Annotated in this window: 23 protein-coding genes; 14 read left to right on the top strand and 9 right to left on the bottom strand. The window is 43.2% G+C overall.

Annotation, left to right across the window (positions count from 1 at the left end; translation table 11 throughout):
- Positions 1-648: formate transporter FocA (locus tag CWO27_RS14850; RefSeq protein ID WP_181359714.1), on the bottom strand; the 648-nt coding region annotated here is incomplete at its 3' end.
- Between the two features lie 273 nt (positions 649-921).
- On the opposite strand from CWO27_RS14850, the gene CWO27_RS14845 reads away from it, so the two are divergent.
- Positions 922-1,827 (top strand): LysR substrate-binding domain-containing protein, encoded by a 906-nt coding sequence (locus CWO27_RS14845; RefSeq protein WP_010429535.1) that lies wholly within the window; start codon positions 922-924, stop codon positions 1,825-1,827.
- 204 nt (positions 1,828-2,031) lie between these two features.
- Positions 2,032-2,526 carry a DUF1097 domain-containing protein gene (locus CWO27_RS14840; protein ID WP_017059817.1) on the top strand — a complete coding sequence of 165 codons (495 nt, stop codon included), beginning with the start codon at positions 2,032-2,034 and terminating at the stop codon, positions 2,524-2,526.
- Positions 2,527-2,717: 191 nt separating this feature from the next.
- On the opposite strand, the gene CWO27_RS14835 is transcribed toward CWO27_RS14840, so the two are convergent.
- Positions 2,718-4,472 carry an ATP-dependent endonuclease gene (locus CWO27_RS14835; RefSeq protein WP_048660204.1) on the bottom strand — a complete coding sequence of 585 codons (1,755 nt, stop codon included), beginning with the start codon at positions 4,470-4,472 and terminating at the stop codon, positions 2,718-2,720.
- 238 nt (positions 4,473-4,710) lie between these two features.
- Here CWO27_RS14835 and CWO27_RS14830 point away from each other — a divergent pair, with 238 nt between their 5' ends.
- The 5 genes from CWO27_RS14830 (at position 4,711) to CWO27_RS14810 (ending at position 10,938) form a co-directional block, all read left to right on the top strand.
- Positions 4,711-6,450 (top strand): bifunctional metallophosphatase/5'-nucleotidase, encoded by a 1,740-nt coding sequence (locus CWO27_RS14830; protein ID WP_048660203.1) that lies wholly within the window; start codon positions 4,711-4,713, stop codon positions 6,448-6,450.
- Positions 6,451-7,010: 560 nt separating this feature from the next.
- Positions 7,011-8,012 (top strand): TerC/Alx family metal homeostasis membrane protein, encoded by a 1,002-nt coding sequence (locus tag CWO27_RS14825; protein WP_048612514.1) that lies wholly within the window; start codon positions 7,011-7,013, stop codon positions 8,010-8,012.
- A gap of 313 nt (positions 8,013-8,325) precedes the next feature.
- On the top strand, positions 8,326-8,514 hold the full coding sequence (locus tag CWO27_RS14820) for a hypothetical protein (RefSeq protein ID WP_017059812.1): 189 nt from the start codon (positions 8,326-8,328) through the stop codon (positions 8,512-8,514).
- Between the two features lie 175 nt (positions 8,515-8,689).
- Positions 8,690-9,430, top strand: a complete 741-nt coding sequence (locus tag CWO27_RS14815; RefSeq protein WP_048660201.1) for a DUF1223 domain-containing protein — start codon at positions 8,690-8,692, stop codon at positions 9,428-9,430.
- A gap of 218 nt (positions 9,431-9,648) precedes the next feature.
- The gene (locus CWO27_RS14810) at positions 9,649-10,938 is read left to right on the top strand and encodes a DEAD/DEAH box helicase (RefSeq protein ID WP_048662001.1); all 1,290 of its coding nucleotides are present in this window, start codon (positions 9,649-9,651) and stop codon (positions 10,936-10,938) included.
- 93 nt (positions 10,939-11,031) lie between these two features.
- On the opposite strand, the gene CWO27_RS14805 is transcribed toward CWO27_RS14810, so the two are convergent.
- The 3 genes from CWO27_RS14805 to CWO27_RS14795 are packed head-to-tail and all read right to left on the bottom strand — an operon-like array spanning position 11,032 to position 13,483.
- Complete coding sequence (locus CWO27_RS14805) at positions 11,032-12,387, bottom strand: FUSC family protein (protein WP_055319511.1); 1,356 nt, start codon at positions 12,385-12,387, stop codon at positions 11,032-11,034.
- Positions 12,388-12,399: 12 nt separating this feature from the next.
- Positions 12,400-13,260, bottom strand: a complete 861-nt coding sequence (locus CWO27_RS14800) for an HlyD family secretion protein (RefSeq protein ID WP_107899156.1) — start codon at positions 13,258-13,260, stop codon at positions 12,400-12,402.
- Positions 13,261-13,270: 10 nt separating this feature from the next.
- Positions 13,271-13,483: a DUF1656 domain-containing protein gene (locus tag CWO27_RS14795; protein ID WP_004730923.1), complete on the bottom strand. Its 213-nt coding sequence runs from the start codon at positions 13,481-13,483 to the stop codon at positions 13,271-13,273.
- 198 nt (positions 13,484-13,681) lie between these two features.
- Here CWO27_RS14795 and CWO27_RS14790 point away from each other — a divergent pair, with 198 nt between their 5' ends.
- Positions 13,682-14,596, top strand: a complete 915-nt coding sequence (locus CWO27_RS14790) for a LysR family transcriptional regulator (protein WP_048661999.1) — start codon at positions 13,682-13,684, stop codon at positions 14,594-14,596.
- A gap of 72 nt (positions 14,597-14,668) precedes the next feature.
- Here the strand turns inward: CWO27_RS14790 and CWO27_RS14785 are convergent, their stop codons facing one another.
- The 3 genes from CWO27_RS14785 to CWO27_RS14775 form a co-directional block, all read right to left on the bottom strand.
- Positions 14,669-15,226, bottom strand: coding sequence for a PhnA domain-containing protein (locus CWO27_RS14785; RefSeq protein WP_017060062.1), 558 nt, complete (start codon positions 15,224-15,226; stop codon positions 14,669-14,671).
- A 228-nt stretch (positions 15,227-15,454) separates the two neighbouring features.
- Positions 15,455-17,959 carry a VolA/Pla-1 family phospholipase gene (locus CWO27_RS14780; protein ID WP_107899155.1) on the bottom strand — a complete coding sequence of 835 codons (2,505 nt, stop codon included), beginning with the start codon at positions 17,957-17,959 and terminating at the stop codon, positions 15,455-15,457.
- Positions 17,960-17,977: 18 nt separating this feature from the next.
- Positions 17,978-19,231, bottom strand: coding sequence for an outer membrane protein transport protein (locus CWO27_RS14775; protein ID WP_107899154.1), 1,254 nt, complete (start codon positions 19,229-19,231; stop codon positions 17,978-17,980).
- 357 nt (positions 19,232-19,588) lie between these two features.
- Here CWO27_RS14775 and CWO27_RS14770 point away from each other — a divergent pair, with 357 nt between their 5' ends.
- Positions 19,589-20,671 (top strand): site-2 protease family protein, encoded by a 1,083-nt coding sequence (locus CWO27_RS14770; RefSeq protein WP_107899153.1) that lies wholly within the window; start codon positions 19,589-19,591, stop codon positions 20,669-20,671.
- 137 nt (positions 20,672-20,808) lie between these two features.
- Here CWO27_RS14770 and CWO27_RS14765 read toward each other — a convergent pair whose 3' ends face one another.
- The gene (locus CWO27_RS14765; RefSeq protein WP_048661995.1) at positions 20,809-21,597 is read right to left on the bottom strand and encodes a M48 family metallopeptidase; all 789 of its coding nucleotides are present in this window, start codon (positions 21,595-21,597) and stop codon (positions 20,809-20,811) included.
- A 139-nt stretch (positions 21,598-21,736) separates the two neighbouring features.
- On the opposite strand from CWO27_RS14765, the gene CWO27_RS14760 reads away from it, so the two are divergent.
- The 5 genes from CWO27_RS14760 to CWO27_RS14740 all read left to right on the top strand — a co-directional run bounded on the left by CWO27_RS14760 (position 21,737) and on the right by CWO27_RS14740 (position 25,543).
- Positions 21,737-22,162 (top strand): hotdog fold thioesterase, encoded by a 426-nt coding sequence (locus CWO27_RS14760; RefSeq protein WP_048660192.1) that lies wholly within the window; start codon positions 21,737-21,739, stop codon positions 22,160-22,162.
- A gap of 71 nt (positions 22,163-22,233) precedes the next feature.
- The gene (locus CWO27_RS14755; protein WP_017064605.1) at positions 22,234-22,467 is read left to right on the top strand and encodes a DUF3389 domain-containing protein; all 234 of its coding nucleotides are present in this window, start codon (positions 22,234-22,236) and stop codon (positions 22,465-22,467) included.
- Positions 22,468-22,621: 154 nt separating this feature from the next.
- Positions 22,622-24,313, top strand: coding sequence for an SgrR family transcriptional regulator (locus tag CWO27_RS14750; RefSeq protein ID WP_107899152.1), 1,692 nt, complete (start codon positions 22,622-22,624; stop codon positions 24,311-24,313).
- 36 nt (positions 24,314-24,349) lie between these two features.
- A complete protein-coding gene (locus CWO27_RS14745; protein ID WP_107899151.1) occupies positions 24,350-25,270 on the top strand; it encodes a DMT family transporter in 921 nt (306 codons plus the stop codon).
- A gap of 21 nt (positions 25,271-25,291) precedes the next feature.
- A complete protein-coding gene (locus CWO27_RS14740) occupies positions 25,292-25,543 on the top strand; it encodes a hypothetical protein (RefSeq protein WP_017067298.1) in 252 nt (83 codons plus the stop codon).
- The last annotated feature ends 58 nt before the right edge of the window (positions 25,544-25,601 follow it).

The following is a 25,601-nucleotide window of genomic DNA, read 5'->3' as shown; positions in this document are numbered from 1 at the left end:
CATATTCGCCACACAGTGTTCAAAGCCTGAGCTTACGAACATTGCTACGGGTAGTACGGTCATCATTGCCTTGGTCATTGCATTAGCAGAGCTGAACGTTAACCAAATCGCTAAACACACCAACAAGTTACAAAGCACACCTAAAGCAAATGCTTGGACAGGGCTGTGGTGTAGCTTGTGTTGAGCAATGTTCAGAGCGTTTAAGCCCCATTGCCCGCCATCCAGTTGATACAGACCTGCTGCGCTTACCAAAGCTAATAGGAACATGGCACCGATAAAGTTACCGACATACACCTTGCCCCAGATAGACAGCATCTTAGTGAAGGTGATCTGCTTGTTAGCCCATGAGATGCTTGATAACACTGAGCTGGTAAACAGCTCTCCACCACAAATCACAATCAAGATCAAACCCATACTGAATGCAAGACCGCCGGCTAAGCGACTCAATCCCCATCCAGCATCAGCGCTGCCCGTGGTTACCGTGATGTAGAATAGAAAAGCAAGCCCGATGAATGCGCCAGCCATGATTGCTAAACTCAATGTCATGCTGCTGGTTTTATTTGCTTTGCTTAATGCAAACTTCTCTGCTTCCGCCATCATTTCTGTTGGTGAGAACAGTTGATGATTTTCAGAAGTGCTGGTTGCCATATCCCCCCCTTGAACAATCCGTCATGTGTAATTCCTAGTATTAATGACTTGGTTAATCCGTAATGGTTAATCAATTGTGTTTTGCAGGGCTTCTTGTGTCCTGCCATTCCAGATTAGGGCGTTGAGGGGTAGAGGTAAAATTGATAATTTTTAGAAACCACATCAAATTTATTGATATAGATTTGGTTACGCGTAGAATGAAATTGATTGCTCATCGGCTTAATAAAAAATGAGCATCAGGACACAAATAATTAAAAGCATTAAGGATGAATTTTGCGTTATTCATTAAAGCAACTCGCGGTATTTGATGCAGTAGCAGACTCCGGGAGCGTTAGTCAGGCAGCAGACAAATTGGCGTTGACTCAGTCGGCGACAAGTATGTCTCTTGCACAGTTGGAAAAAATGCTCGGCAGACCTTTGTTTGAAAGGCAGGGAAAGCAAATGGCCCTGACTCATTGGGGCATGTGGTTAAGACCAAAAGCGAAGCGTTTACTGCAAGACGCACAGCAAATTGAGATGGGTTTCTATGAGCAGCATTTGTTGAGTGGCGAACTCAAATTAGGTGCTAGCCAAACTCCAGCGGAACACCTAGTTCCGGATCTCATCAGTATTATTGATAACGACTTTCCTGAGATGCGAATCTCGCTCGGCGTGCAAAGTACCGATGCTGTCATTGATGGTGTATTGGATTATCAATACGATCTGGGCGTTATCGAAGGTCGTTGTGATGACAATCGAGTTCACCAAGAAGTATGGTGTACTGACCATTTAACGGTGGTTGCTTCGGCTCATCACCCGTTTGCGAAGCGTGAACGAGTGAGTTTGGCACAGTTAGAGCAAGCGAAGTGGGTATTACGCGAACACGGCTCGGGTACTCGCAAAGTTTTTGATAGCTCTATTCACCATTTAATTGGTGATCTCGATGTTTGGCGAGAGTATGAACACGTTCCTGTTTTAAGAAGTTTGGTAGCAAACGGCCCATATTTAACGTGTTTACCTTATCTCGATGTCGAGCAGTTTGTTGAATCAGGGCAACTGGTGACGTTGAATGTTCCTGAGCTTGAAATGGAGCGTACGCTTTCATTCATTTGGCGTGCCGACATGGCAGAAAACCCACTTGCTGAATGTATCAAACGTGAAGGCAAGCGCATGATGAAAGGCAAACGTTCAGTTCTGTAACGATAAATTGATAGAGTTCTGATAACTGATTGTGTTGAATAAGAGATTTCGGTCTCTATCTGGTGATAAATGCACATTCGCGTACATTATTAATGTGATCACGATCGTCTAAATGAAGGCGTTCTTACCATAGTATGCTTACTTGATTTTAAGTGAGGCTAAATCCGGTTGCGTTCAATGACGTAATTAGGCTTTAGAAATAGTATGAGTACATTAGTCGCGATTTCATTAACAACAGGTATTTTGTCAGGTCTTTGGGGATGGATAGCTATCTCTTTCGGCTTATTGTCATGGGCAGGTTTCTTAGGTTGCACAAGTTACTTTGCTTCGCCAACAGGCGGCGTAAAAGGATTAGCAGGTAGCTTATTGACCAACATGACAGGCGTATTCTGGGCAATGGTGATTATCGAAAGCTCAACCTTCGCAGGGTTAGAGATTTTAGGCTACATGATTACTGCTATTGTGGCTTTCTTTATGTGTATTCAAGCAAAACAAGCGTGGCTCGGTTATATCCCCGGAACCTTTATTGGTTGCTGTGCGACGTTTGCTGCAGGTGGCGATTGGCAACTTGTAGTACCATCTTTACTGCTTGGTGGTGTATTTGGATACTTGATGAAAGCAACGGGGCTATGGCTTCACGAGAAATCGACTCAATCTTCGGAAGTTGTTGAACAACACGCTAAGCAAGCAAAGGCGTAACGAATACGTTAAGCAATGATGCTCTAGTTACTGTGAACTCTTGCAAGATAACCCCCAATTAATTTGTATATCAATTTATACAGGCACACCATCTGGTGTGCCTTTTTTGGTTTTGGTTTTGGTTTTGGTTAAGATAATAAACTAAAGATTTCATCAGTAGAGCAACTGATAGCATCTATAAAAAATTATGCTTAGGTATTTCCGTTCGCCATGGTGATCACGCGTTTTAATGTCCACCTTAATAAAAGCGGAATGCATTCTTGTCCTTGATTCTCGCAATGAGAAACAATGGCGAGTGCAAGGTCAGGCTTTGCGTGTTTCTTCAATACTTTGGCGACCACTTTCTTCGGAGGGATAGGGTGATCGTATGGAATCTTAACCATGTCACGGAAAAAGCTCTCAAACCCGTTCATATATAAGTAATGCTCGATATCCTTATCAGGCAGTTCGGTGAGTCGATGTCTTTCCTGATCATTACCGAGTTTCGATAGCACTGTCGCGGCATACTTTTTACCAGCGGCATCGCCGTCAGTCACAACATGCCAATCAATGCCAAACTCTTGTGCAACCTTAATCAGCGCCTTAAGTCCCGATTGAGCGAACTCAATTATCTGCACCCCTTCCGCGGCTAGGTTATAGCCACATTGGTTGGCCAGTTCATTGAACAACCAAACCTCGGTTTCACCTTCTACTAATAGCCAACAGCGAGCAAACAGTGCCCCTGAGCGGTGGAAACGGATATGAAAACCAATTCGACGAAGTTCATCCTTACTGAAGTGATTCATGTTGAGTTGGTTGGCGAGGGTTTTGTCGGACTGACGAACTAAGCGACGAATTGATTGAAGTGGGACAGCAGCAAGTAGATCGCCACTGTTGGTAGTGAGTATTTTCTGCATGGGCAACTTCTGCATTAAACTCCAAGCCCTTGCCAAGTGCGTTGGGTGCAATCGACCTTCTGGATCTTCAAGGATCAAAAGTGGGCGAGCACATCGTCTTAAGTCGTTTGGCCCTTTAGCTTGTAGATAAGCGTTGAGTAACCCCATGAATAATAAACGAGTCTGTTTGTTTTTGGTTTCTTCAACAAGTTGATGAATACTCTGATCATTGGCACCCGCCGAATAAAGCAATCCGTCTCGCTGTTTTCTAGGGTTACGACGAGAAGTACTTTTAAAAGAAAAATAGTGTTCAATCAAACTTTGCATCGACTCTAGGCTACTGCGCATTTCACCTTTATTAACATGACCGGGTATCGCCATTAGACGACGGCAGGTGTTGTCGATTCGCTTTTCTATTCTTGCCTGACGTCCATTGCCATTATTAGCGCCGTTTCCATTTGTGCTATTGCCATTGCTCGCTTGATGATTCCCGTTCCCGTTTGAATTGGCATTATTCGCGTGACCATTGCTAGGAAGGTGAGCATTGTGGTTAAGAGACTTGCCGTTGAAGGGACGATCAAAGTGCCTTGCGTCACGCAAACGGATGACAGGATGTAAGGTCATTAATTCTTGAGCGAGCTTTTCAGAATGATGAAGCTTGAGCGGATTACCATCCAAACCAAGAAATGCATAGTGTGTGGTTGTTTCATACTGTTCTAGCGTCGCGCTGATTCGATAGTAGATGCGAAATACACCAAACTCATCCTGGACCCAAATAGGTTTGAGTTTGCGATAACGACCTGCGTTAAGTTCGCTCTTATCGTTAGCTTTTAAGGCGAGAACAATTTGAAGATGTTGAGACTGTGGATGTGAAACAGAGTAATCGACATGAAAATCGGTCATTTCAAAGTGATATGGCACACCGTCTGAGGGCAGAACGACGGAAAGGGCATCCAATAATGAAGACTTACCCCAAGTATTTTCACCAATAAGCGTGGTTAGCTCGTCAAACGCGAGTGACATGCGCTTGATACCTCGAAAGCCAGAAATCTCGATTCTTTCTAGTTGCATAGGCTTACTCCTAACGAAAGGCTCTGCTAATTATTTGAAAGCTAACAGATATCTTTAATCATAATCGAAAAAACCAAATCCGGTATGCTCACCTGTCACAAAACCCGTTGTTTATTAATACGGTGCAAAATGAGATTTTTGATCTATCTCGAGTATTTTTTTGCAGTGCAGTTTCATAAAATTCACGATTCTGTCATGATTCTCGACCTAGTATGAAGGGACTAAGAGAGAAGAAAATATGACTAAAAAGAATAAGCCGACAAAAATAGTGTTGGCACACATCAACGACACCCACTCATACTTTGAACCAACCTCGTTACAGCTATCACTTAAAATGAACAACCACATCATTGAACCTTATGTCAGTGCTGGTGGCTTTGCTCGAATTTCAACACGCTTTAAACAAATAGAACAAGATGCCCAGCGCCAGAAGGTTGGAACTTTGTTCCTACACGCTGGCGACTGCTTCCAGGGCACTTTGTACTTTTCTTTATTCAAAGGAAAAGCCAACGCCGATTTGTTGAATGCCCTCAATATAGATGCCATGACGCTCGGTAATCACGAGTTAGACATGGGTAATGAGCCCGTTGCGATTTTCGCGAAAAGAATCAAATTCCCACTGTTGGCCGGTAACTGGAATCTATCGAATGAGGATATCAATAAAACTCATACGCTAGCGGACAACGACATTGTTAAGCCTTATCTGCCTGAAACACGAAGTGCTTCTTTTATAACGAAAGAATTTGACGGCGAGAAGGTCGCAATATTCGGCTTAAGCATCGACAAGATGGCAGGCATCGCTAACCCAGATACCGATACACCGTTTGAAAATGCTTTGGAAACGGCAAAAGCGACCATTGAGCAAATTCATCAAGCAGGCATCAACAAGATTGTGTTACTTAGCCATCTTGGTTACGAAGCTGATTTAGAGTTAGCAGCTAACGTAACAGGTATTGGCGTCATCGTTGGTGGTCATAGTCATCGCTTACAAGGTGATTTCTCTGATATCGGCTTAGTTAAAGATGATGAATACGGTGTGAAAATTGGCGATACCTATGTTGTGCAAGCGGGTTTCCACGCCATGAGCCTAGGACACTGCGAAATTGAGTTCGATTCTCAAGGTAAAGTGACGCACTTCAATGGTAAGAACGAACTGTTATTAGGTCGTCGACTCTTTATAGACGCGAAACTGAGTGAAGTAGGGCAAGACGACGCACATGATATGGCGTGTGAGTTTTTGAACAACCACCCGAATATCGCTGTATGTAAAAAAGATCCTGAATTGCATAGCATTCTGACGGATAAATACCAGCCGCGAGTTCGTAAGCTTCAGCAGCAAGTGATTGCTCATGCTGACAGTAAACTTCGCCATGTTCGTATCCCAGATGAACAAGGGCCAAGCCAACTTGCGCCGTTGGTTGCCCAGTCGTTCCATTATCTGATGAACAAGAAAGGACACGCGGTAGAATTTGCCATCCACAACTCTGGTGGAGTGAGAAACTCACTGAATAGCGGCGATGTTTCGGTTGCCGATATTGCCGGAAAACTACTACCGTTTGCCGTACCTATTGGTGTGTATGAAGTCAGAGGTGAAACGATCGCTGGCATGCTGGAAGGCGCAATCAATAACGCATTGGATAACGGTGTGGTAGGTACGGGGTCGGGTAGCTTCCCTTACACACATAACCTAAGGTTCTGTTACCACAAAGAAGCACCTCTAGGGCACAGAATTCACAATCTTGAAATCCACTCTGAAGACGCCGGTTGGCAATCTGTTTCGCGTGAACGTGTTTATCGCGGAGCATCATCAGCCTACACCATGAAAGGGAAAGAGGGCTATAACGCGGTGTTGGATATGATAGGCGATGGCACGGTAACTACTGACTCCATGGCAGACTGCTTCATTGCGTTTTTACAAGACCACCCAGAGTCGCTTCAACACAATGAACCGTTGAATTGCATGGATTGTTTCAGATAACCACAGGTGATACAGATACTTAGCATCATTACCTTGGCTTATTTATAAAATTGGCATCGTTTATGCTTTATCTCTGCAGGTCCCTTCTTGTGGAGATTTGCATGGATAAGAAAGATTGGTTAGATGCGATAGCTGTTGTAGGTTGGGTATCTGTTTGGTCAGCGTTAGTGTATTTGGTGCCTACTACAGGTTTGTAATGGTTCTGTGCGCTGGATAAGACTAGCTTTTGAACAGTCGCAGTATTCCTATTATCAATACACGCTATACTAAGCCAAAGTGGAAGAAATAAAAAAGGAGCAGATTGCTCCTTTTTTGCTTTTTACGTACAAATTTATATAGACGAAACACAATCAGAGGATTATTATCCACGCGTTTGGGGAGTAGTTAGCGCAAGTTTACATATCGTCATCTCGTTAGGCCAAGAGTCTATCCGGTATGTAAAGGTGAAATCCCATATTTCACTTCAACGAGACCAACGCAATCACAGTCAAGATCCGTAATGGAGCTTGATATGCTTTGTTTGCGGAAGGTCTTATACAGTTCTTCCGCCCGGAGGAATAATGAACTCAACTCAATCTCTATTATCTACAAATAGTGAATCCTTTTTTTCATCGCCAATCATGACGACTTATGCGGGCTTTTTCCTGCTGACGGTTATTCTCGTCTCTATTGATATCTATCAGACTCGTGGCGGCAACGTTACTATTAAGAAAGCGGCAATCTGGAGTGTTTTCTGGTTTGTACTCGCGTTTTTGTTTGCTGGCTCTATTTATCTGTTTTGGGACATTTATGCGCCGAACAGTGACTACACAGCGCAAAAAGCAACAGTGTCATTCATTACGGGTTACTTGTTAGAAAAATCCCTTAGCGTAGACAACTTGTTTGTTTTTGCGATGATCTTTGCTCAATACCAAGTTCCTGAGCATTTAAGACCTCGTGCGCTTCTTTGGGGTGTAATTGGTGCATTGGTGCTTCGTGCAATTATGATCGCACTAGGCGCACAACTATTGGCTGAATACCACTGGGTACTTTACGTGTTCGCTGCGTTCTTGATTGGTACAGGTATTAAGCTGGCTTTAGACAAGGGCGAAGAGGAGAGTGTGAATACACTGCCTGAAAAGCTACTTCGTAAAGTGATGCCGGTAACAGAGGATTTCCATGGCCCTGCATTAATGGTTAAACAGGGTGCTAAATGGGCATTCACTCCAATGATGTTGGTAATCGGTGCGATTGCAGTCATGGACGTGATGTTTGCATTGGACTCTATCCCTGCGATCTTTGCGGTAACACAAGAACCGTTCTTGGTATTAGCGGCAAACGTATTTGCGTTACTTGGCCTTCGTTCGTTGTATTTTGTACTGCAAGGTATGATGGACAAGTTCATCTACTTGAAACCGGCACTGGCATTCATCATGGTGTTCATCGGTGTGAAAATGCTATTGGTTGACAGTGAGTGGGCTATCCCAACTTATTGGTCGCTCGCTGTGCTGATTTCTACTATGACGATTGCGGTTATAGCGTCGGTTTATGCGAAGAAGCCAGGCATTGAACAAGTAAATTAAAAACAAATATAACTTATCGAAAAGTTGATAATGAACATGTGGCTGATGAAGTGGAAAATTTATTTATGTAAATTTTCTGTGACATTGGCCACTTTTTTTTGCGGGGTATTTGTACTAAATGCATGATTTAAACACTATATTGAATTTATACTCATATAGTATGCATATCTATTTTGTGGTGTTGTTAATGGTTTGTTTTATTAGAAAAACTAATTCCAAAATCTAATTTTAGTCATTTTTTAACCTGCAAAAGTTCACTTATTATTCTTGTCATCAGAACGAAACACATTAATAAATTTATAGAGAGGCAATCATGGCTCAAGCAGTACAAATGAATACTATCGCTGTTCCTAACTCTATGGATAAGAAGACCTACTCGGTTAACTTCAAAGGATTGATTGCACACATTTTCGATATTCTTTTCGTAGACAACTCTCCACGTAGTTACTACGCAAGCGACCTATCAGGTCACATGCAACGCGATATCGGTATCAACCGTTAATTTCAGCGTTAACATGTAAATATAGAATTTTAAGAAAACGCCAGCCTCTCAAGCTGGCGTTTTTGTATCTGAAATAAACTCTATCTCTTCGCAAACTAAGCACCAGAAAGAAAAACCTAGGAATAACGGTCTGTATTTGAGCGCCAATCAATTCGCTTTGTACAAGGATCTCGGTATGTCACACGCCAAACGCAATTCATCATTGATTAAACTTTGCTTATTTACCTTACCGATCGGCTTCTATTCTTCAGTGTCGAATGCACAAACATGGAGTAACGAAGGGCAACCTGCACAGGTTATCGAACTGTTCACCTCTGAAGGTTGTTCGAGTTGTCCGCCTGCTGATGCCTACCTCAGTACTTTTGAAGATGACCCAGGGATCTGGACACAAGTCATCCCACTCGCGTATCACGTCGATTACTGGGATTATCTCGGTTGGGGGGATAAGTTCGCGAGCAAAGCCTTCAGTCAGAAGCAACGTTTGTATAAAGCTTATGGAGTGACAAGCGGGGTTTATACTCCGGGGTTTATCGTTGACGGAAAAGAGTGGCGTGGTTATTTCAATTGGCTCGATAGAACGTTACCTTCGCTCCCACAACAAAATAACCCCAAGCTGACAGTCAATCATAAAGGCGACACGTTCAGTGTGAGTTACGAAGGTAAAGGTGATTATGTAGCTCATATTGCCTTATTAGCTATGAACGAAGTCACTAGCGTCAAAGCGGGAGAAAACAGAGGTAAGAAACTCGAACATGATTTTGTCGTGGTTTACGACGGTTACCAACGTGGTGAATCTGAATGGCAATTCAATGTGGACTTTGACCCGCTAGTCGCCTCGCCAGATGCTTTAGCTGTATGGTTAACCGCACCCAACTCGTATGCACCTGAACAAACGGTAGCAGGGTGGCTGAACTAAGTGCCAACCACGGCAATGTTTCAACCACGACAATCATATAACTAGAATACATTTAGACGAAGTAGGTACGGCGAGTATCAACGTTCTCACATCGATAACTTCGTTTATGGAGGCTATTAATCGGCGAAATAGAAGCGAAAGGGCGATTTAGTTACGTAATACTGCTGAAATACGTTAATATAGCGCGCTATTATTTTAGCTTTGAGTTCCTGCAATTAATGACTAACACCACTACACCAACCAACTTCTCTGATCTTGGCTTAATTTCTCCTTTGATGGCTCGTCTTACCGAGCTTGAATATCAACAGCCAACGCCTATCCAAGCGCAAGTTATTCCAAGTGTGTTAGCAGGACGCGATTTAATTGCAGGCGCAAATACTGGTTCAGGTAAAACCGCAGCATTTGCACTTCCACTGTTACAAAAGATTCATGAAGATGCACCTTTAGACCGTCGTTCAGGCAAAGGTAACTTCGTTTCTGGCCTTATTTTAGTGCCTACACGCGAACTGGCAAAGCAAGTGGCTGATAGCGTTAAATCTTACGCAGTGCATTTTAACGGTGCGATTAAGACTGTTTGTGTGTTTGGTGGTGTGTCTGTGAACACTCAGATGCAAGCACTACGTGGCGGCACTGATATCTTGGTGGCAACGCCAGGTCGTTTACTTGACCTTATTTCAAGCAACGCAATCAAGCTAGACAAAGTTAAAACGTTAGTGCTTGATGAAGCTGACCGTATGTTGAGCCTTGGCTTCACAGAAGAACTAGACGCTATCTTGAAGCTTCTGCCAAGCAAGAAGCAAACTCTATTGTTCTCTGCGACGTTCCCAGAGCAAGTTCAAACGCTTACTCACGAACTACTTACTGACCCAATTGAAGTTCAACTTCAAAGCGCCAACGCGAGCACTCTAGTTCAACGTGTATTCGAAGTAGAAAAAGGCCGTAAGACTGCATTGTTAGCGCACCTGATTCAACAACACGAATGGCGCCAAGCACTGATCTTCGTAAACGCAAAGAACAGCTGTGAGCACTTAGCAGATAAGCTTTACAAACGCGGCATCATCGCAGAAGTATTCCACGGCGATAAAGGGCAAGGTTCACGTACTCGTATCCTTGAAGATTTCAAATCTGGCGAGATTGATGTTCTGATTGCGACAGACATCGCGGCTCGTGGTCTGGATATTGAAAAACTTCCAGTTGTTATCAACTTTGACTTACCGCGTAGCCCGTCAGATTACATGCATCGTATCGGCCGAAGTGGTCGTGCGGGTGAGGTTGGTCTTGCGCTATCTTTGATCGATCACGAAGATTACCACCACTTCAAAATCATCGAGAAGAAGAACAAGATTCGTCTTGAGCGTGAGCAAATTGAAGGCTTTGAAGTGGATGAAGAAGCCACAGCTGAACTGATCGCAGCACTAAAACCTGTTGCGCCACCGGCTGGTACAGGCAAGAAGAAAAAGAAGAAGAAAGCTCCACAAAACCAAGATGTGTGGCTAAACAACAACTGATCCAGAATCAGTAAACAATAGAGTATCCAAAGGCGCTAATCAGCGCCTTTCTTGTTTTTCTTATCCCAAGTTAAGCTAATCCACGTAACGAGATTAAGCGATACTCTTGACTCTAAAGAGGTCGGTAAATAATTTGCCTATCATCAAAATGATGAGCAGTGTGGTTAACATCAGCAATGGTGTTTGTATTTGATAAACCGGTGTTAGATTAAGCGCACCAGATGTAAGTACGACCAGCAGGTTAATGCCAAGTATTCGGTGCACCATCAGTTTAGGTGTCGCGAACACTTTCCATATAACAATGCTGTTGATGAAATAGAACAGCGCCAATTGCCACAATTCAGTCATCATCGGCATGATAAAGATATATTGAAGCAAGATAACTGTGCCCGTACCAATAACACCAAAAAACGCATCCTTAATAACACTTGGCGGCATAGTTGGAAGCATTGAAGAAAATATGCCCGCAATCATCGGGAAGATAAAACCACCCGGTACAGGCAGGTATATCCAAACCAATAACGACGTGACGAACATCGATACACCTTGTAAGACTTTTCTCCCATCTTCATTAAGGTGTTGAACAAACGTGCGGTGCTCATGGTGCCAAGAAACGTTTTTCTTTTCAGTCATCACAAATGGCACATCATCTATTAGTGACGAGTTTGGCGCCATTAACTCCAGTTTTTCCATTTTTTCGGTGAGAGCCGCCCAATCAAGAGTTTGACTCAGTTCATCCGAGGCAAGTTCAAGCAGACGATCTTGAATATGCGCCATTTCATTGATTCGTAAACGCCATGCGTGAATATTTTCTTTTAGGTGATAACTGCCAGTGAGCGGTAAATCCAACAGTTGATAGAGCTTTTCAATATTAGCGGTATTGGACTCTAAGGCCTCTATATCAAGGTTGTCGGTATCGCTCATTGCTGCGATCAGCGTTTCTCTGCTTGTTTCAAATCGTTGTACGAAGTTCTGTTCAGTGTTTACAGGCCAGATCAGACGATAAACAATCGAGAAGGTGATAACACCTAATAGAGTTTCTTGTATTCGAAGCACTGCAAAATAGAATGTAATTTGGTTATCGAACCCACCCATGCAAGAGATGATTGAGCAAACTGCAAAGCCTATAGAAAAGACATAACCGTATTTTTCATCACTCGACATGAAGATGCATGTACCTAGAAATAAGGTGAAAAACATCAGGAATAGAAAACGGTCTTGCGAAAACATCGCAATCAAGAAAAAGGCGTAGCCAGTTCCTAACAAGGTGCCCATTAATCGGTTATGGCCTTTGTTTATTGAATGAGCAAAGCTCTCGTTCAGTGCCATGACCGCAACCGCAATCGCCGCCCAATAGGGTTTCTCCCATTGAAACCACAACGCAACACAGATAGATATGACAATAGCGAGAGCCGCTTTAATGGCTTCTTTGGTTGATGCACTGAACATAAAGACATCCAACTATTTGATTATTTTGAGCGAAGCTGTCATGCCAACACGAAGTTGTAAGTCTTCAGGCACGTTATCGAGCTCTACTTTGATTGGTATGCGTTGAGCAAGGCGAATCCATTGAAAGTTTGGGTTCACGTTAGGAAGAAGGTCATTACCAGTGCTGCCGTCTTGTGTTGCAATACCAAACCCAATGCTTTTGATATGACCCTCTAATTGAATATCGTTATGCATCATGAGAGTGACAACAGCTTTGTCGTTTGGGCCAACATTAACCAGATCAGTTTCTTTGAAATAACCTTCGATCCAGAAACTGTCTTCATCGATCAACGCAACTACCGGTGTATTGGCGACCACTTGAGAGCCTTCTCGTAGGTTTAAGTTCGTGATGTAACCGTTTGTTGGCGCGTACACTTTGGTGTATTCAAGATTTAAATGCGCTTCTTCAACGTTGGCTTTTGCTAGTGCAACGTTAGCGGCGTTTGTCTCAACTGCGTTATTCAGGTTATTCAACGTCAGCACTGGCATTGCGCCAGGCGTTCTCTTTTCTAAGTTCAACGCGCGTTGCTCTTCGTTTTTAGCTTTTGCTAAGAGCGCGCGAGCCTGTTTCTGTGCCGCCAACGCTTTATTGTAGGCCGCTTGATAAATGCTTGGGTCGATCTCAAACAGTAAGTCGCCTTTAGCCACCTGTGAGTTGTCCTCAATATGGAGTTTAGTCACTTGCCCTGTAACTCGGGGAGTAATTGAAACTATGTAAGCGCTGACTTGACCATCTCTAGTCCAGGGGGTACTCGAATAAGATTGGTAATAGCTATAAACCACAGAGCTTGCAGCAACGACCAGTAGTAGCGTGATGAGATAACGTTTAATCAAGGTTAGTGCCTCAGAAAATGGTAATGAATTGGCCGATAACGCCGACGAAAATCACGATTAGGCTTAATTCGGCAATTGCAGGAAAAGCGACATATTTATGTAGCCCAAGTTTTGTTGCGATTGAGCCAGTCAGTATCGTCAATACATAAGCTAACGCGATAACCAATAATAAAGGAGGGAAATAGATTTCACCCCACACGAGTTCATGCGGCATTGTGTTCATGGGTTTGTCTCTATCGTTTTGAGAAGGTAACGATAACGGAAGTAGTTCAATGTTGATAATCGTATATAGAGGACCAGATCCATCAAAAGTAAGTAAATTTGGGTATATACTAAAGAGTAAGGTTGTAAACGGGTAAAAGAGTAATCGCTATCTCTTACTCTGAATTCAATGAATTATTAAGAACCGAAGCACATCAACATGAATTTTAGTATTGAACAACTTCTCGCGTTTGTGACTGTCTATGAACAGCTTTCGTTCAGTAAAGCCGCGATAAAGCTCAATAAACACAGAACGACCGTGGGTCAGGTGATTACAAACTTGGAAGATCATCTGGCGGTGAATCTTTTTGAAAGAGTCGGGCGCTCTGTTGAACCAACAGAGGACGGGCACCTCCTTTATCACTACGCAAAACAGACGATTGAGCAAGCACGTACTTTTGATAAGGTGGCGTTGAGCCTTTCTTATGGTGGGTTAGAGAAAATAACAATCGCGTATTCTAGTTTCGTTCCTCAACGTGTGTTGGTCGATATACGTAAACGACTCAAGCACGATTTCCCAATGATGCGAGTGAACTTTCTGGTTAGGAATAAGAACGAAATTAAACAAGGAATACAAAGTGGGGAATATCACTTTGGACTTGTGAATGCTCACAATAGCCGGGCGATGCATAGTTTTGATTCTACTTTCCTTGGGCATTTTGAGTTCTACCCATTCGGACAGAAAGGGGGAGAACTCTCACATATCGATAAAGACGAAGTATTAGTCGCACTAAGGAACTCTAAACAGTTCGTATTGAAGTCTCTGATTGACGAAGGTATGTCTGAAAAGATTATCGTGAGCTCTGACTATGAAGAGATTGATCAGCTTTCGTTAATGATCAAAATGCTTGAAGAGGGTTTTGGGTGGGCACTTCTTCCTAAGGCATTTTTTACCGCCTCTGAATTTTCAAAACATTCAATAGAGCCCATTCACTCTGCGCAAATGGTGGAAGGATTCAAATTTGGATTTGCATTGTGGTGCCCGCACTCAAAACAAGTCAGTGGTATCAAAGGCTCTTTGGTGTCTGTCATTAAGGAGTACCGTGAGCAACTTATTCATAGTCTTAAGCCGTGAAAATTTGAGATATTAAAAAGGCGCTAATTATTCATTAGCGCCTTTTTAGATTTTGTTCAGCTTAAAGAAGAATTACTTCTTGCGGCAGAACTCAGCGATTACGTACATTGATTGACCGCCGTTTGTTTTACCAGAAACAAGCTTAGGATCGTCACCAACGCTGATACCACGGATAACAGTACCTTGCTTAATCACTTGGTTAGTACCTTTGATTGGCAGGTCTTTGATTACTGTTACGTCGTCACCTTTCTTAAGTTCAACGCCGTTCACGTCAAGAGGTTTGTCATCAGCAGACATACCGATTTGTGCCCAAACTGACGTTTCTTCTTCAAGGTACATCATGTCTAGCGCGTCTTGAGCCCAGCTTTCTGTGTTCAGACGAGTAAGTTGACGCCATGCAGTTACTTGAACTGGCGCTTCTTGACTCCACATGCTGTCAGTCAGACAACGCCAGTGGTTGATATCTTTAGGATCGTCAATCTCACCAAGACATTTGTCACATACCATGATGCCGTGATCCACTGTTACGTGGCTGTGTGGCGGCACTGCGTATGCAGTAAGAGAAGAATCAGAACCACATAGTTCACATTTAGATTGGCAGCGTTCTAGCATAGTAGCTTCAGAAGACATAATGGACTCACATTTATTAGGTATTAAATTACGGGGCTATTATCCACTTTATTTACAATAAAGAAAGAGGTCGTACGGTATTCTGTCTTGATTAATTTTAGCTGAGATCAACCATTTGTGTTTTAAAGCTTTATGCAAACGGTTAACTAGGTGACTTGTTCGAACGACAGATACAAAAATGCCAGCGGTTAGGCTGGCATTTGGTTAAATTAAATTTTGCTCATGCGCTTACTTACTCGCATCTAACAAGCCAGCGGTTACGGTTGCAATGCCAGTACCTTGCGACAAGGTAAATTGTACAATTTGTGAGGTCATTTCTGCGTTGGCTGCTGCATCACCAGCATTTTGCTGAGAAATTACAGTGGAGTGGTCTGCTTCTGAAGATGCTTTGTCAAAATACGAAGCCAGCTTGTCTCCCGAAGAGTCCAGTGCAGTATTAACCAAGGATAACTTTTTAAACAGGGGTTCGGTACCTGCTGTTGGAAACTCAGCGACCGAGTTTGGTATCGTTTCGTCACCATTCGCTTGAATACCAAGCACAGGTCCCGTAGTTGTAGATGCAATATTATATGGGTCAACGTTATCTAGAACTGTTTGCGCAGCATAAGTGAATGAAGTAAGGGTCGAATCGATTGTCGCTTTGACTGCTTTGTCTGAGGCTGAAGCACTATCACTACTTAGGGCTGTGTAGTATTCATTAAAGCAATCACCACCTGACTTACTGACTGGCACACAGTTACTTACATAATGTGCTTGGTACTCGGTTACACTTGATAGGCTCACGGTGTGCTTAATCTCAGGAGAAAACGAGCCTGACTTAAGCAAGAAAGGTGCAATGCCACCACCTGGGTTAGCAAGTGTTGCACTTGTATAACTAAACATAGAATCAATAGCAGGGTTCAACGAACTGTTACCAACGGTATAAGAGCTGATACCTGTAATCGCCCCGATAGAATGCCCAAATAGAGACACATTCGTTTTGTCGAGGTTACTAAATGCTGCATCAGTAGCAGAATTTAACGCAAAACGAACTCCAAGACCATCAATGGCGCTCTGACGGATGTTATCTCGTGCAACAGGTAAATACTCAAGATTCATGTATACAGTAGGTGTTGTTGGTGTCGTAACAACATCTGCACTTAGTGCGCGTTGACCGTGAAGTGGTTGGTCGATAGCAATAATTGCATAGGGTTTGTATGGTGCTGCTCCAGTAAGTGCGCCGCCAATATGCTGCATCGCAAAAGCATAAGCACTCTCTTTGATGCTAGTGATACCGTGTTGGTACTGTAAAATTGGTAAACTGCTGTCGATAGCTGCTCCTTCAGGTACAAACATAACGAATGGCACTGACTTTGCTGCTCGAATTTGCGGTACAGCGCTGTATTTCGTCATAACTCTAGCGCTATCCAATTGCTCTCCGCTTGCAAGAGTTAACTTTTCTCCAATGAGTAATTGTTGGTACTCTGCTTGATAGAGTTGAGTAGCAGGCTCTGTGATCCCTAAACCTGCCAGCTGTGTAGCAATAGCTGTTTTGTCCGAGTCACTTCCTGAGCTGAGTACATTCAAGATAGTTAAAACACTAGGCATCGCACTGCGCCAAGGCGTTGTTTTCCACGCATTGTTAGTTAACGAATCTGACAGGAAGTACGGTAATTCAACTGTTCCTCGATACACTTGAATAGAAGCTGCTGCTGGTGTTGAAAAGTTAGTGTTATAACCCGCAGCTAATTGTGTTGCAGCATCGTCACCAAATGCACTCTTAAACATCGCGTCAGCTTGTACAGCTGTAGCAAAATCCTGTTTCGTTCCATCAACTGTAAATGTATACAGATTATCAAGATCAGCTTCCGAAATACTATTTGGATTCGCTAGGTTCTTCCATATATCAGACGGGGTAACTGCGGGGCTAACTGTTTGTGCAATTGCAGCTTTGGTCCCGTTCATAACGTTACCTGCCGACGCCGTAGTAAACCAAGATGAGTATATGATTTCATCTGAGCTTGATACAGAACCATAGCCAGCGAACAACGCTTCAACTTGATGGATGATTTTCTGTGGTAAATCGAGCGAGCCTGCTTGGTCAATATCTTTCGTTTTTAAAGATGCGTAAGAGCTTGATGTTCCAAGTGGTTCATCTGCGCTATCAACAATTGAGTCAGTTAATGCATAGATGTAGTCAGAGCTAGGATCTAAACCTTTAAGAGGTAAAACTTGTATGGTCTTAAAATCGCTAGATGCCACTAAGTAGTCAACTCCAGCAGTTAGAGCAGTAAAGTTAGACATGACACCGGTGCTCAGGTCAACATCCACTTTAGCAACTTTTACACCGGCATTTAGGTGCGCGCTAAACGGTGTCGTACCCATCATCACGACATCATTCTTCAGCGTCCTATCACTTGGAAGATTCACATTGATAGTGAACGGCATGATAGTACTCCAACCATCAGCTTCACCCATGGCTACTTTTGGATCATTCAAGAGTCCCGTTGAATTTGCATCTAACGGAATATTTAGAGTGTGATCGTTGGTATCGAACAAGAAAAACGAAGGAAGAGGAACATCCGCTTCATTACCTAGAAGAGTGAAGCTAATTTTTGAACTTCTAGCTAATGATTGGTTGATTGCATCTGAATAAGGTGCCGCTGTTGAATCACCAGAGCTTTCACTATTGTCCCCACAGCCCGCAAGCAGTAATGCTGAGCATACGAGAGATAAAGAAAATTTGTTGTTCATGTAATTATTCCCGTACGGTTAGTTGAAGGTGTAGTTAAGTTGTATCGCTGAAAGGTAAGCAACGCCTTCAGCATCAAATGTAAGCTTTTGTCCCGCCGCATCAGTTTCGGTAAACGAACCGCTTTCACTTTGTACGAGTGCAAATGCAGCATCGACAGTCATATTCTCTGAAATAGAATAGGTGAGGCCTGCTGAATACCACATACGATCGCTGTCTGGAATGCTTAATGTCGCTTCACCAGCTTGCTCGTCATACGCTAGACCCGCTCGTACCGTCCAATTTTGATTAACCATGTAGGTTGCACCTACAGACCATCTCTGATTGTCTTCGTAATGTTCGGTTTTTAAGAAACATTCATTGTTTTTACAATCTGAACTAGTGGCTTTTAACTCTTTGAACTTACTCCACTTAGTTAACTGCCAACCATAGTGTATTGCCCAAGCATCGTTAAGTTGATGAAAAGCAGATAATTCGAAGATATCGGGCAGTTCAATTTCTAGGCGCCCTGTGGTTTTACCAGGAGCGCCGTTTTCCATTTTTAGACCTGTGTAATCAGTGAACTCACCTTCATCAAAGTCGAGTTCAACGGATGATCGGTAACCAAATCCAAAACGGTTGTACTCGTTCAGTTCATATAACGCGCCCACATTCCAACCAAAAGCAAAAGTCTCACCAGTCATCGAGATTAGTTTGTCACTTGGTGAGCCACCAACAGGAAGGCTGCCTTTGTGTCTGTTGAGCTCGGCCTCTGCATAAACAAAGTTAACGCCAGCTCCTACACTAAAACTATCGTTAACTCTGTACGCGATATTTGGATTTAAGTTGACTGAAATTAGTGATGTGTCACCTGCCAAATCACCTGCATAAATGTCATCTGGGTAATCAGTGGCTACTCCGTAAGTCGTGAACATGCCAATTCCCCAAGCCCATTTGTCGTTGATAGGACTAATGTAATAAGCAGCAGGGACAATTTGTAAAGGAGCGACATCTGATGATTTTTGGTTGAAGTCGCTGTCATTGATTTTGGTTTGAGTAACGTCTACCTCGGGATCAACGATAGAAACCGCGCCTGAAAATTGGGCTGTATCAAATAGGGTCATTGCGGCGGGGTTTCTCGCTAGTACACTCGCGTTATCGGCTACAGCGCCTTCACCTGAGAATGCGCGACCAAGACCTGAGGCAGAATGCTCAGCAACTTGGAAACCAGCCGCAAGTGAATTGCATGCAAATAGCACTGAAAGAGAAACGAGAGAGCGTTGTATTGTTTTCATCCTTGACCCTCCTAGGGCATCGAATTTCATTATTATCGTTTGAAAACACACTGAGCATTTTTGGTGTCGAAGCTTCAATGTAAACAGTATGTTAAATTCATGTTTTATATAAAGTCAAAGAAATAGTTGCTATTTTGTGAGGTTATATTTTCGAGGGGCGGCACTTTAACACTAATAATATAATTACAATCAATAGTTTATTTGTGGTTGGAGGTGTGACCAGAATGTTTATGTTAGCTATTGGTACAAATAATGTTCAATTGCTCAATATGTAACAACTTTGTTTATGTTTACCGCCGATCGCTAAATCGGCATAATATCGACACTCGTTAGAAGTCATTAAATTGGAATTTGAGTTTGGAATTACTCGCGATAGAGTTTCTTGGTAAACCACTTCGATTAGAAGGGTCAATGGCAGGGTGGCAACAGTTGTATTGGGACAACACTCTGGTATCTCAATTAGATGCGACCACAGACCAAGAAGACGCACGAACACACGAATTTGCACTACGTGCTGGAGAAGAAACGTTGCAGTGTCACGTTGAGTCGACCGTTCAGTGGCAACCGTTTGAGATGACGTATAAAGCATCGGTTAATGGCCAAACCATTACCGAAGGCAATCGAAATACCAAAGATATCGAGCAACAAACCCCTGTTGTTGCTCCTAAACCAGAGAAGCGTTTTAGCTTAATTGGGTTGGTGTCGCTTGGCATGAAAGCGCTGAAAAGCGCTAAGCTAATTAAGGTCGTTCTTGCTTCTGCGAGTTTAGCGGCTTACTCATGGTTGTTTTCAATTCAGTTTGCTCTGGCCTTAATTGCCTGTTTAATGTTCCATGAGTACGGTCATATCAGAGCGATGAAATACTTTGGCATGAAGACCAAAGGCATCTATTTGATACCATTTCTTGGTGGTTTGGCGTTATCCGATGAAAAGATTAATACGCGCTGGCAAGATGTGGTTATCTCAATCATGGGGCCATTGTTTGGCTTGATATTGTCGTTGATATTTATGGTGTTGTACTGGGCGACTGGCGAGATGTTCTTTGCTGGGCTTGCGGTATTTAATGCCTTGTTAAACCTGTTCAATCTACTGCCGATTTTGCCTCTTGATGGCGGTCATGTTCTTAAAAGTATCAGTTTCTCGATGAACAGTGTACTTGGCATTGTATTGTGTGTCGCGGCAGCTGTTGCTGGCGTGGTATTGAGTTATCAATTGAATTTAACCCTGTTTGGTTTCTTATTGATCATGGGCAGTGTTGAAATACTGTTCGAATGGAAAGGGCGTCATCACAGTCATTTGTTGCCGTTAGACAAATACGGTCAAGTCGTGTCGTTCGTTTGGTATGTGGGTTTAGTGAGCAGTTTGATCGGTGTTATCTGGTATTTTGCATCGACAGGTGATCAGCTATTGAGCCTACCTTTACAAATTCTTGGTACTTGACCAGTGAGTTTCTGTTGTTGGATTCATTTAGCTGCATAATGCACTTGAACTGTTAGTTAGCAAGAAACTAAAAATGCCCTAACCAATATGGATAGGGCATTTTTGTAGATACACCAACTAAGCGATTCTAACTTAGACTATGCTTTGCAATTTGGTCTTAGTGAACCCGATTGAGGAAGCGTCTTTATCGTTGCTTGAAGATCTTTAATACGCGTACTGTGGGAAGGGTGCGTAGAAAGCAATTCTGGCGGCTGATTTCCACCTGATGCTTTCGCCATGTTTTGCCACAAGTTGACACTTTGGTTTGGATCGAACCCAGCTTGAGCCATATACTCTAAGCCAACAACATCGGCTTCAGACTCTTGAGTTCGCCCATACGGCAGAATAACGCCATATTGAACGCCTAAACCTAACGCGGCCATCGTCATACCTTGATACTGCTTGTACTCTGATGCACCTAGCGCGACGTTAGTAATAGATAAGCCAGTATTAGCGATTTGAGACTGAGAAAGGCGCTCATTACTGTGGTCCGCTAGAACGTGTGCCACTTCGTGACCGATAACCGTCGCGAGTTGGTCCTGATTAACTGCAACCTTAAGTAAGCCTGTGTATACACCGATTTTTCCGCCAGGTAGGGCGAATGCATTCACTTGGTCGCTATCAAAAACCACCACTTCCCATTCACTAAAACCTTGCTTAGGAATGTGTTGAGTAATACTGTTCGCTACGCACTGTACATAAGCGTTAGTGTTGGCATCTTTACTGATGGGTTGTTCTTTCTTCATTTGTTCAAAAGATTGTGCTCCGAGCTGAGACATGTCTTTATCTGAAAAAAGCAGCAATTGGTTTCTGCCTGTCGGAGAAGCGCTACATGCGGTTAGGCCTGCAAGTGTGAGAAGCGAGGCAAACTTCATCCATGACGTCATACAATATCCTCTGTGTATTCGGTTTTTATGCATGTTAACATCAACTTGCGTAATAGCTAAGGGCTGTAAGATAACTAACAGCGGTAATATAGAAAAAAGCTATGCACGCGATAACAAGATCAATAATTAAGGAACCTATATGAGTATTTGGAAAAAGCCCGTTGACCTAGATACCTTCAACGCGACCTCAAAAAATACCTTAATTGAACACCTCAACATTGTTTACACCGAAGTAAACGATAACTCCTTGGTCGCAACCATGCCGGTTTGTCATTTTACACATCAACCACTTGGCATGCTTCATGGAGGCGCATCAGTTGTGCTGGCAGAAACACTTGGCTCATTGGCTGCAAATTTCTGCGTTCCAGAAGGCTACTATTGCGTTGGACTCGATATCAATGCTAACCACGTAAGATCAATGCGCGAAGGCAACGTCATCGGTACTGCTGAGCCCATTCACCTTGGTGTATCGACACAAGTATGGCAGATCAATATCACAGATGAACGTCAACGTTTAGTTTGCACCAGCCGCTTAACCATCGCTGTAAAGAAACACAAGCGATAATAGACTTAAAGTCATCAGTTTTTGTATTTAGAAGAAGTTATTAGTATTTAAAGAAGTAGCCCGAGAATCCCATGGTCATAACGTTTAAAAGTGGAAAAGTCATCGCAACGGCACATGAGCTGGTTGTTCGTTTAGATGGTGAGCATAGAGTCACGCTACAAGCTCAAGTTGATGCCATTCAACTGATCGGAAAAGGGGCAAATGTCATTTCAGCCAATGGCTCTGAGTGTAAATGGTCGATAAAATTAGACGACGAACAGCAGCTTCGTGAAATCGCTAATGAAATTGGCTGCGATGTGATGTAATCCTATGCTGTAAAAGCACTTAGCCCTTCAGATTGAGTAACGTCTTAGGATGTCATACTCAATAATCCATAATAAAATTGTGTCAGTAATATTGCTTTTACGCCGTAAAATAGGGAAACTGAATTCAATGTCCTTTGAATAAGTTTTCCTCTTTATGAGCAGCCCAAGACTTCGCGTTCAATTTGAAACCCTGTTTGAATACTTCGATGGTAAAGATTCTGATGTTCAGTTAGACGACATCACGGATGTGCTCTGTTGTACCCGTCGTAATGCCCGAATAGTACTCAACAAGCTTGAGGAAGAAGGATGGGTCGAATGGTTACCGGCAGCGGGTCGAGGGAAGTTATCTCAACTTATCTTTAAGCAAAATCGCTGTGATGTCAGCGAGAACTTAGCGAGACGCTACTTACAGGAAGGCAAAATTGGGCAGGCGCTGTCAGTGCTTGATCACAATGCTGCCAAACTCACCCAAGTCATTCAAAACTACTTGGGTGTGCAATATCAAGAGGGCGAACAGGTCATTCGTTTGCCTTATTATCGTCCGCTATCCATGCTTAATCCGACAAAGTCTATGCGTCGTTCAGAGCAACACATCGCCTGCCAAGTCTTCAGTGGTTTAACGCGTTTGGATGAAAACGATCAGCTCCAGCCTGATCTTGCTCACTCGTGGCAGCAGATCAGTGACTATCAATGGCGGTTCTTCTTGAGGCCAGGTGTTCGTTTTCATAACGGGGAACCTCTGTTAACCAATCATGTTGTGGATACACTTCTTGCCCTTGAACCTCTCAACATGTTTTCGCATATCAAAGATGTCTCTTCACCTGCAAATTGTGTTGTAGATGTTTTCCTCACACGTCCAGACAAGTATTTTCCGCTCGCACTAACGGAATCGGTCGCTAAAGTCACTTTACCGGTCACTTTACGTGGTGAAGACTACGATATTCGACCGATTGGAACAGGGCCTTACCGCATCGAAAAGAACGACGAGAAACAACTCGTGTTAACGGCTTTCAACGGATATTTTGGTTTCAGACCGTTAATTGATCGCGTTGAAGTTTGGGTAGTGGATGAGGCTTATTCATCAATGGTTTATCCAAGTCTTTCTAAGCCTGTAATGGCCGACCGCGGCGATAGCGATGAAGTAGAGCTCGATCCGGGGTGTACGTATCTATTACTCAACAGAAAGAAAGGTATAGCGCAAGATCCCGCTTGGGCGGAGTTTTTGTCAAATGCGTTAAATGCTGCCGATCTTTTTGTACATATACCAAAAGAAACCGTCATTGATTTGGGCGTTTTGCATGCTTATGGCATCAAGCCTGGTTGGTACGATATCAAGTTAAAGGTTCCGGAATGTCCACCAGCCGATAGTAAGCCTGCAATAAAGTTAGCTTACCAATGCCAGCACCCAATGTTTCCTACGCTCGCGAAGGCCATTGTTACTGTGCTTAAACAATATAATGTTGATGTTGAGCTTTTGGGTTACGAAACCGATCCACCGCATGCTGATGATGTGGACATTTGGATTAACCCCATGGGAATTGCGAATAACAGAGACGACGCACTGGCATGTTGGCTTATGGATTATAGTTTCCTCGATGAATCCAGTCCCGCAGATGATTTTGATCAATGGTGCCATATGATTGATCGTTGGCGCTCTGGTGAATTTGAACAGTTTCCAGCAAGGCAACTCGGTAAGCAACTGGTACAAAGCAACCAATTGATTCCGATGTTCCATTGTTGGTTAGGCGTAAACAAAGACCAATGTGGTACCTTACAAAACGCGAAGTGCAATGCGCTTGGTTGGTTTGATTTTAGCCAAGTATGGGTTAAACCTGACGTTGATTAATACACGGCTAACCTCAGCAAGGACAAGGAAAGACCAATGCAAACCGTTTTAGTAACCCTGATTACGCTGGTGGCATTTGCTGCTAACTCCGTGCTTTGTCGCTGGGCCTTAATGGATCAAACGATTGATCCCTTGAGCTTTTCGATTGTACGTATCTTGTCTGGAGCGCTAACACTTCTGATTTTATTAACGTTATCTTCGCAGTCTAAATCTAACTCCAAACCTAAACAGGATTCATATAACAGCGGTATATCGGGATACACAAAGCTCAAATCACAGTTCCAATTAACATCCATATTGTCACTGCTCGTGTATATGTTTGGCTTCTCGTTTGCTTATTTAGAGCTTGGCGCAGGTCTTGGTGCTCTGGTGTTGTTTGTCGCAGTGCAATTTACAATGATTGCCGCGTATTTGTTCTCTGGTAACAGAATGTCACTCATTGAGTGGGGCGGGTGTTTGTTATCTGTGGCAGGGCTTGTTTACTTGTTAATGCCAATGGAATCGACACAGGCACCCGACTTAGTTTCTATCATCTTGATGTCTCTGGCCGGAGTTGGGTGGGGCATTTACACGTTAGCCGGAAAGAAATCGTCAAACGCACTGCAATCGACCACCGCTAACTTTGGATTCAGCTCGCTAGTTATCCTTTTGGCATTAAGCTTATTTTCTTTGATACCTAATGCGTTACCGCAAGTATCTATCACTGAGCAAGGTTTGATTTACGCGGTTATATCGGGCGCAGTGGCTTCTGGTATCGGTTATAGTTTGTGGTATTACGTGGTGAAAAAACTGAATACGATGGTTGCGTCTATTGCACAGCTTTCTGTTCCAGTTATAGCGACACTTGGTGGCGTATTACTGTTATCTGAACCTGTCACCATGCAATTTATAGTCTCATCAACCGTTATACTTCTTGGGATAAGCTTGGTTCTTGTCGCTCCTAAACATAAGAAATAAAGAGTTCAATCATTAACTTCTATGGCTAAACCAAACAAGAAACAACCGACTAAGACGGTTCAGATTTTCTGCGCCAAATGTAAAACGCAACTTTTTAAGTATCGGAAAGGTGGCAAAGGTGCACTCGTGAAATGTTTTAAGGAGCGTATCGTTGAAGATTTCACGACAGAGCCATGTGTGTGCCCTGAATGCGGGATTGAATTTGCGCGAGATACCTTGGTTCGAGGTACGCCAGCCTACAAGTTTGTTGGTGGCAAGGTAACAATGAAATAAAAATGCCACCGCACTCATTGTGTGGCATTTCAGAACTGTTATTGAAGTTCAGAATCAA

Source organism: Vibrio sp. 10N.286.51.C3 (assembly GCF_003050065.1).
Taxonomy (GTDB): domain Bacteria; phylum Pseudomonadota; class Gammaproteobacteria; order Enterobacterales; family Vibrionaceae; genus Vibrio; species Vibrio crassostreae.
The sequence above is the reverse complement of the archived record's forward strand: the minus strand, read 5'-3'. Positions and strand labels throughout refer to the sequence as shown.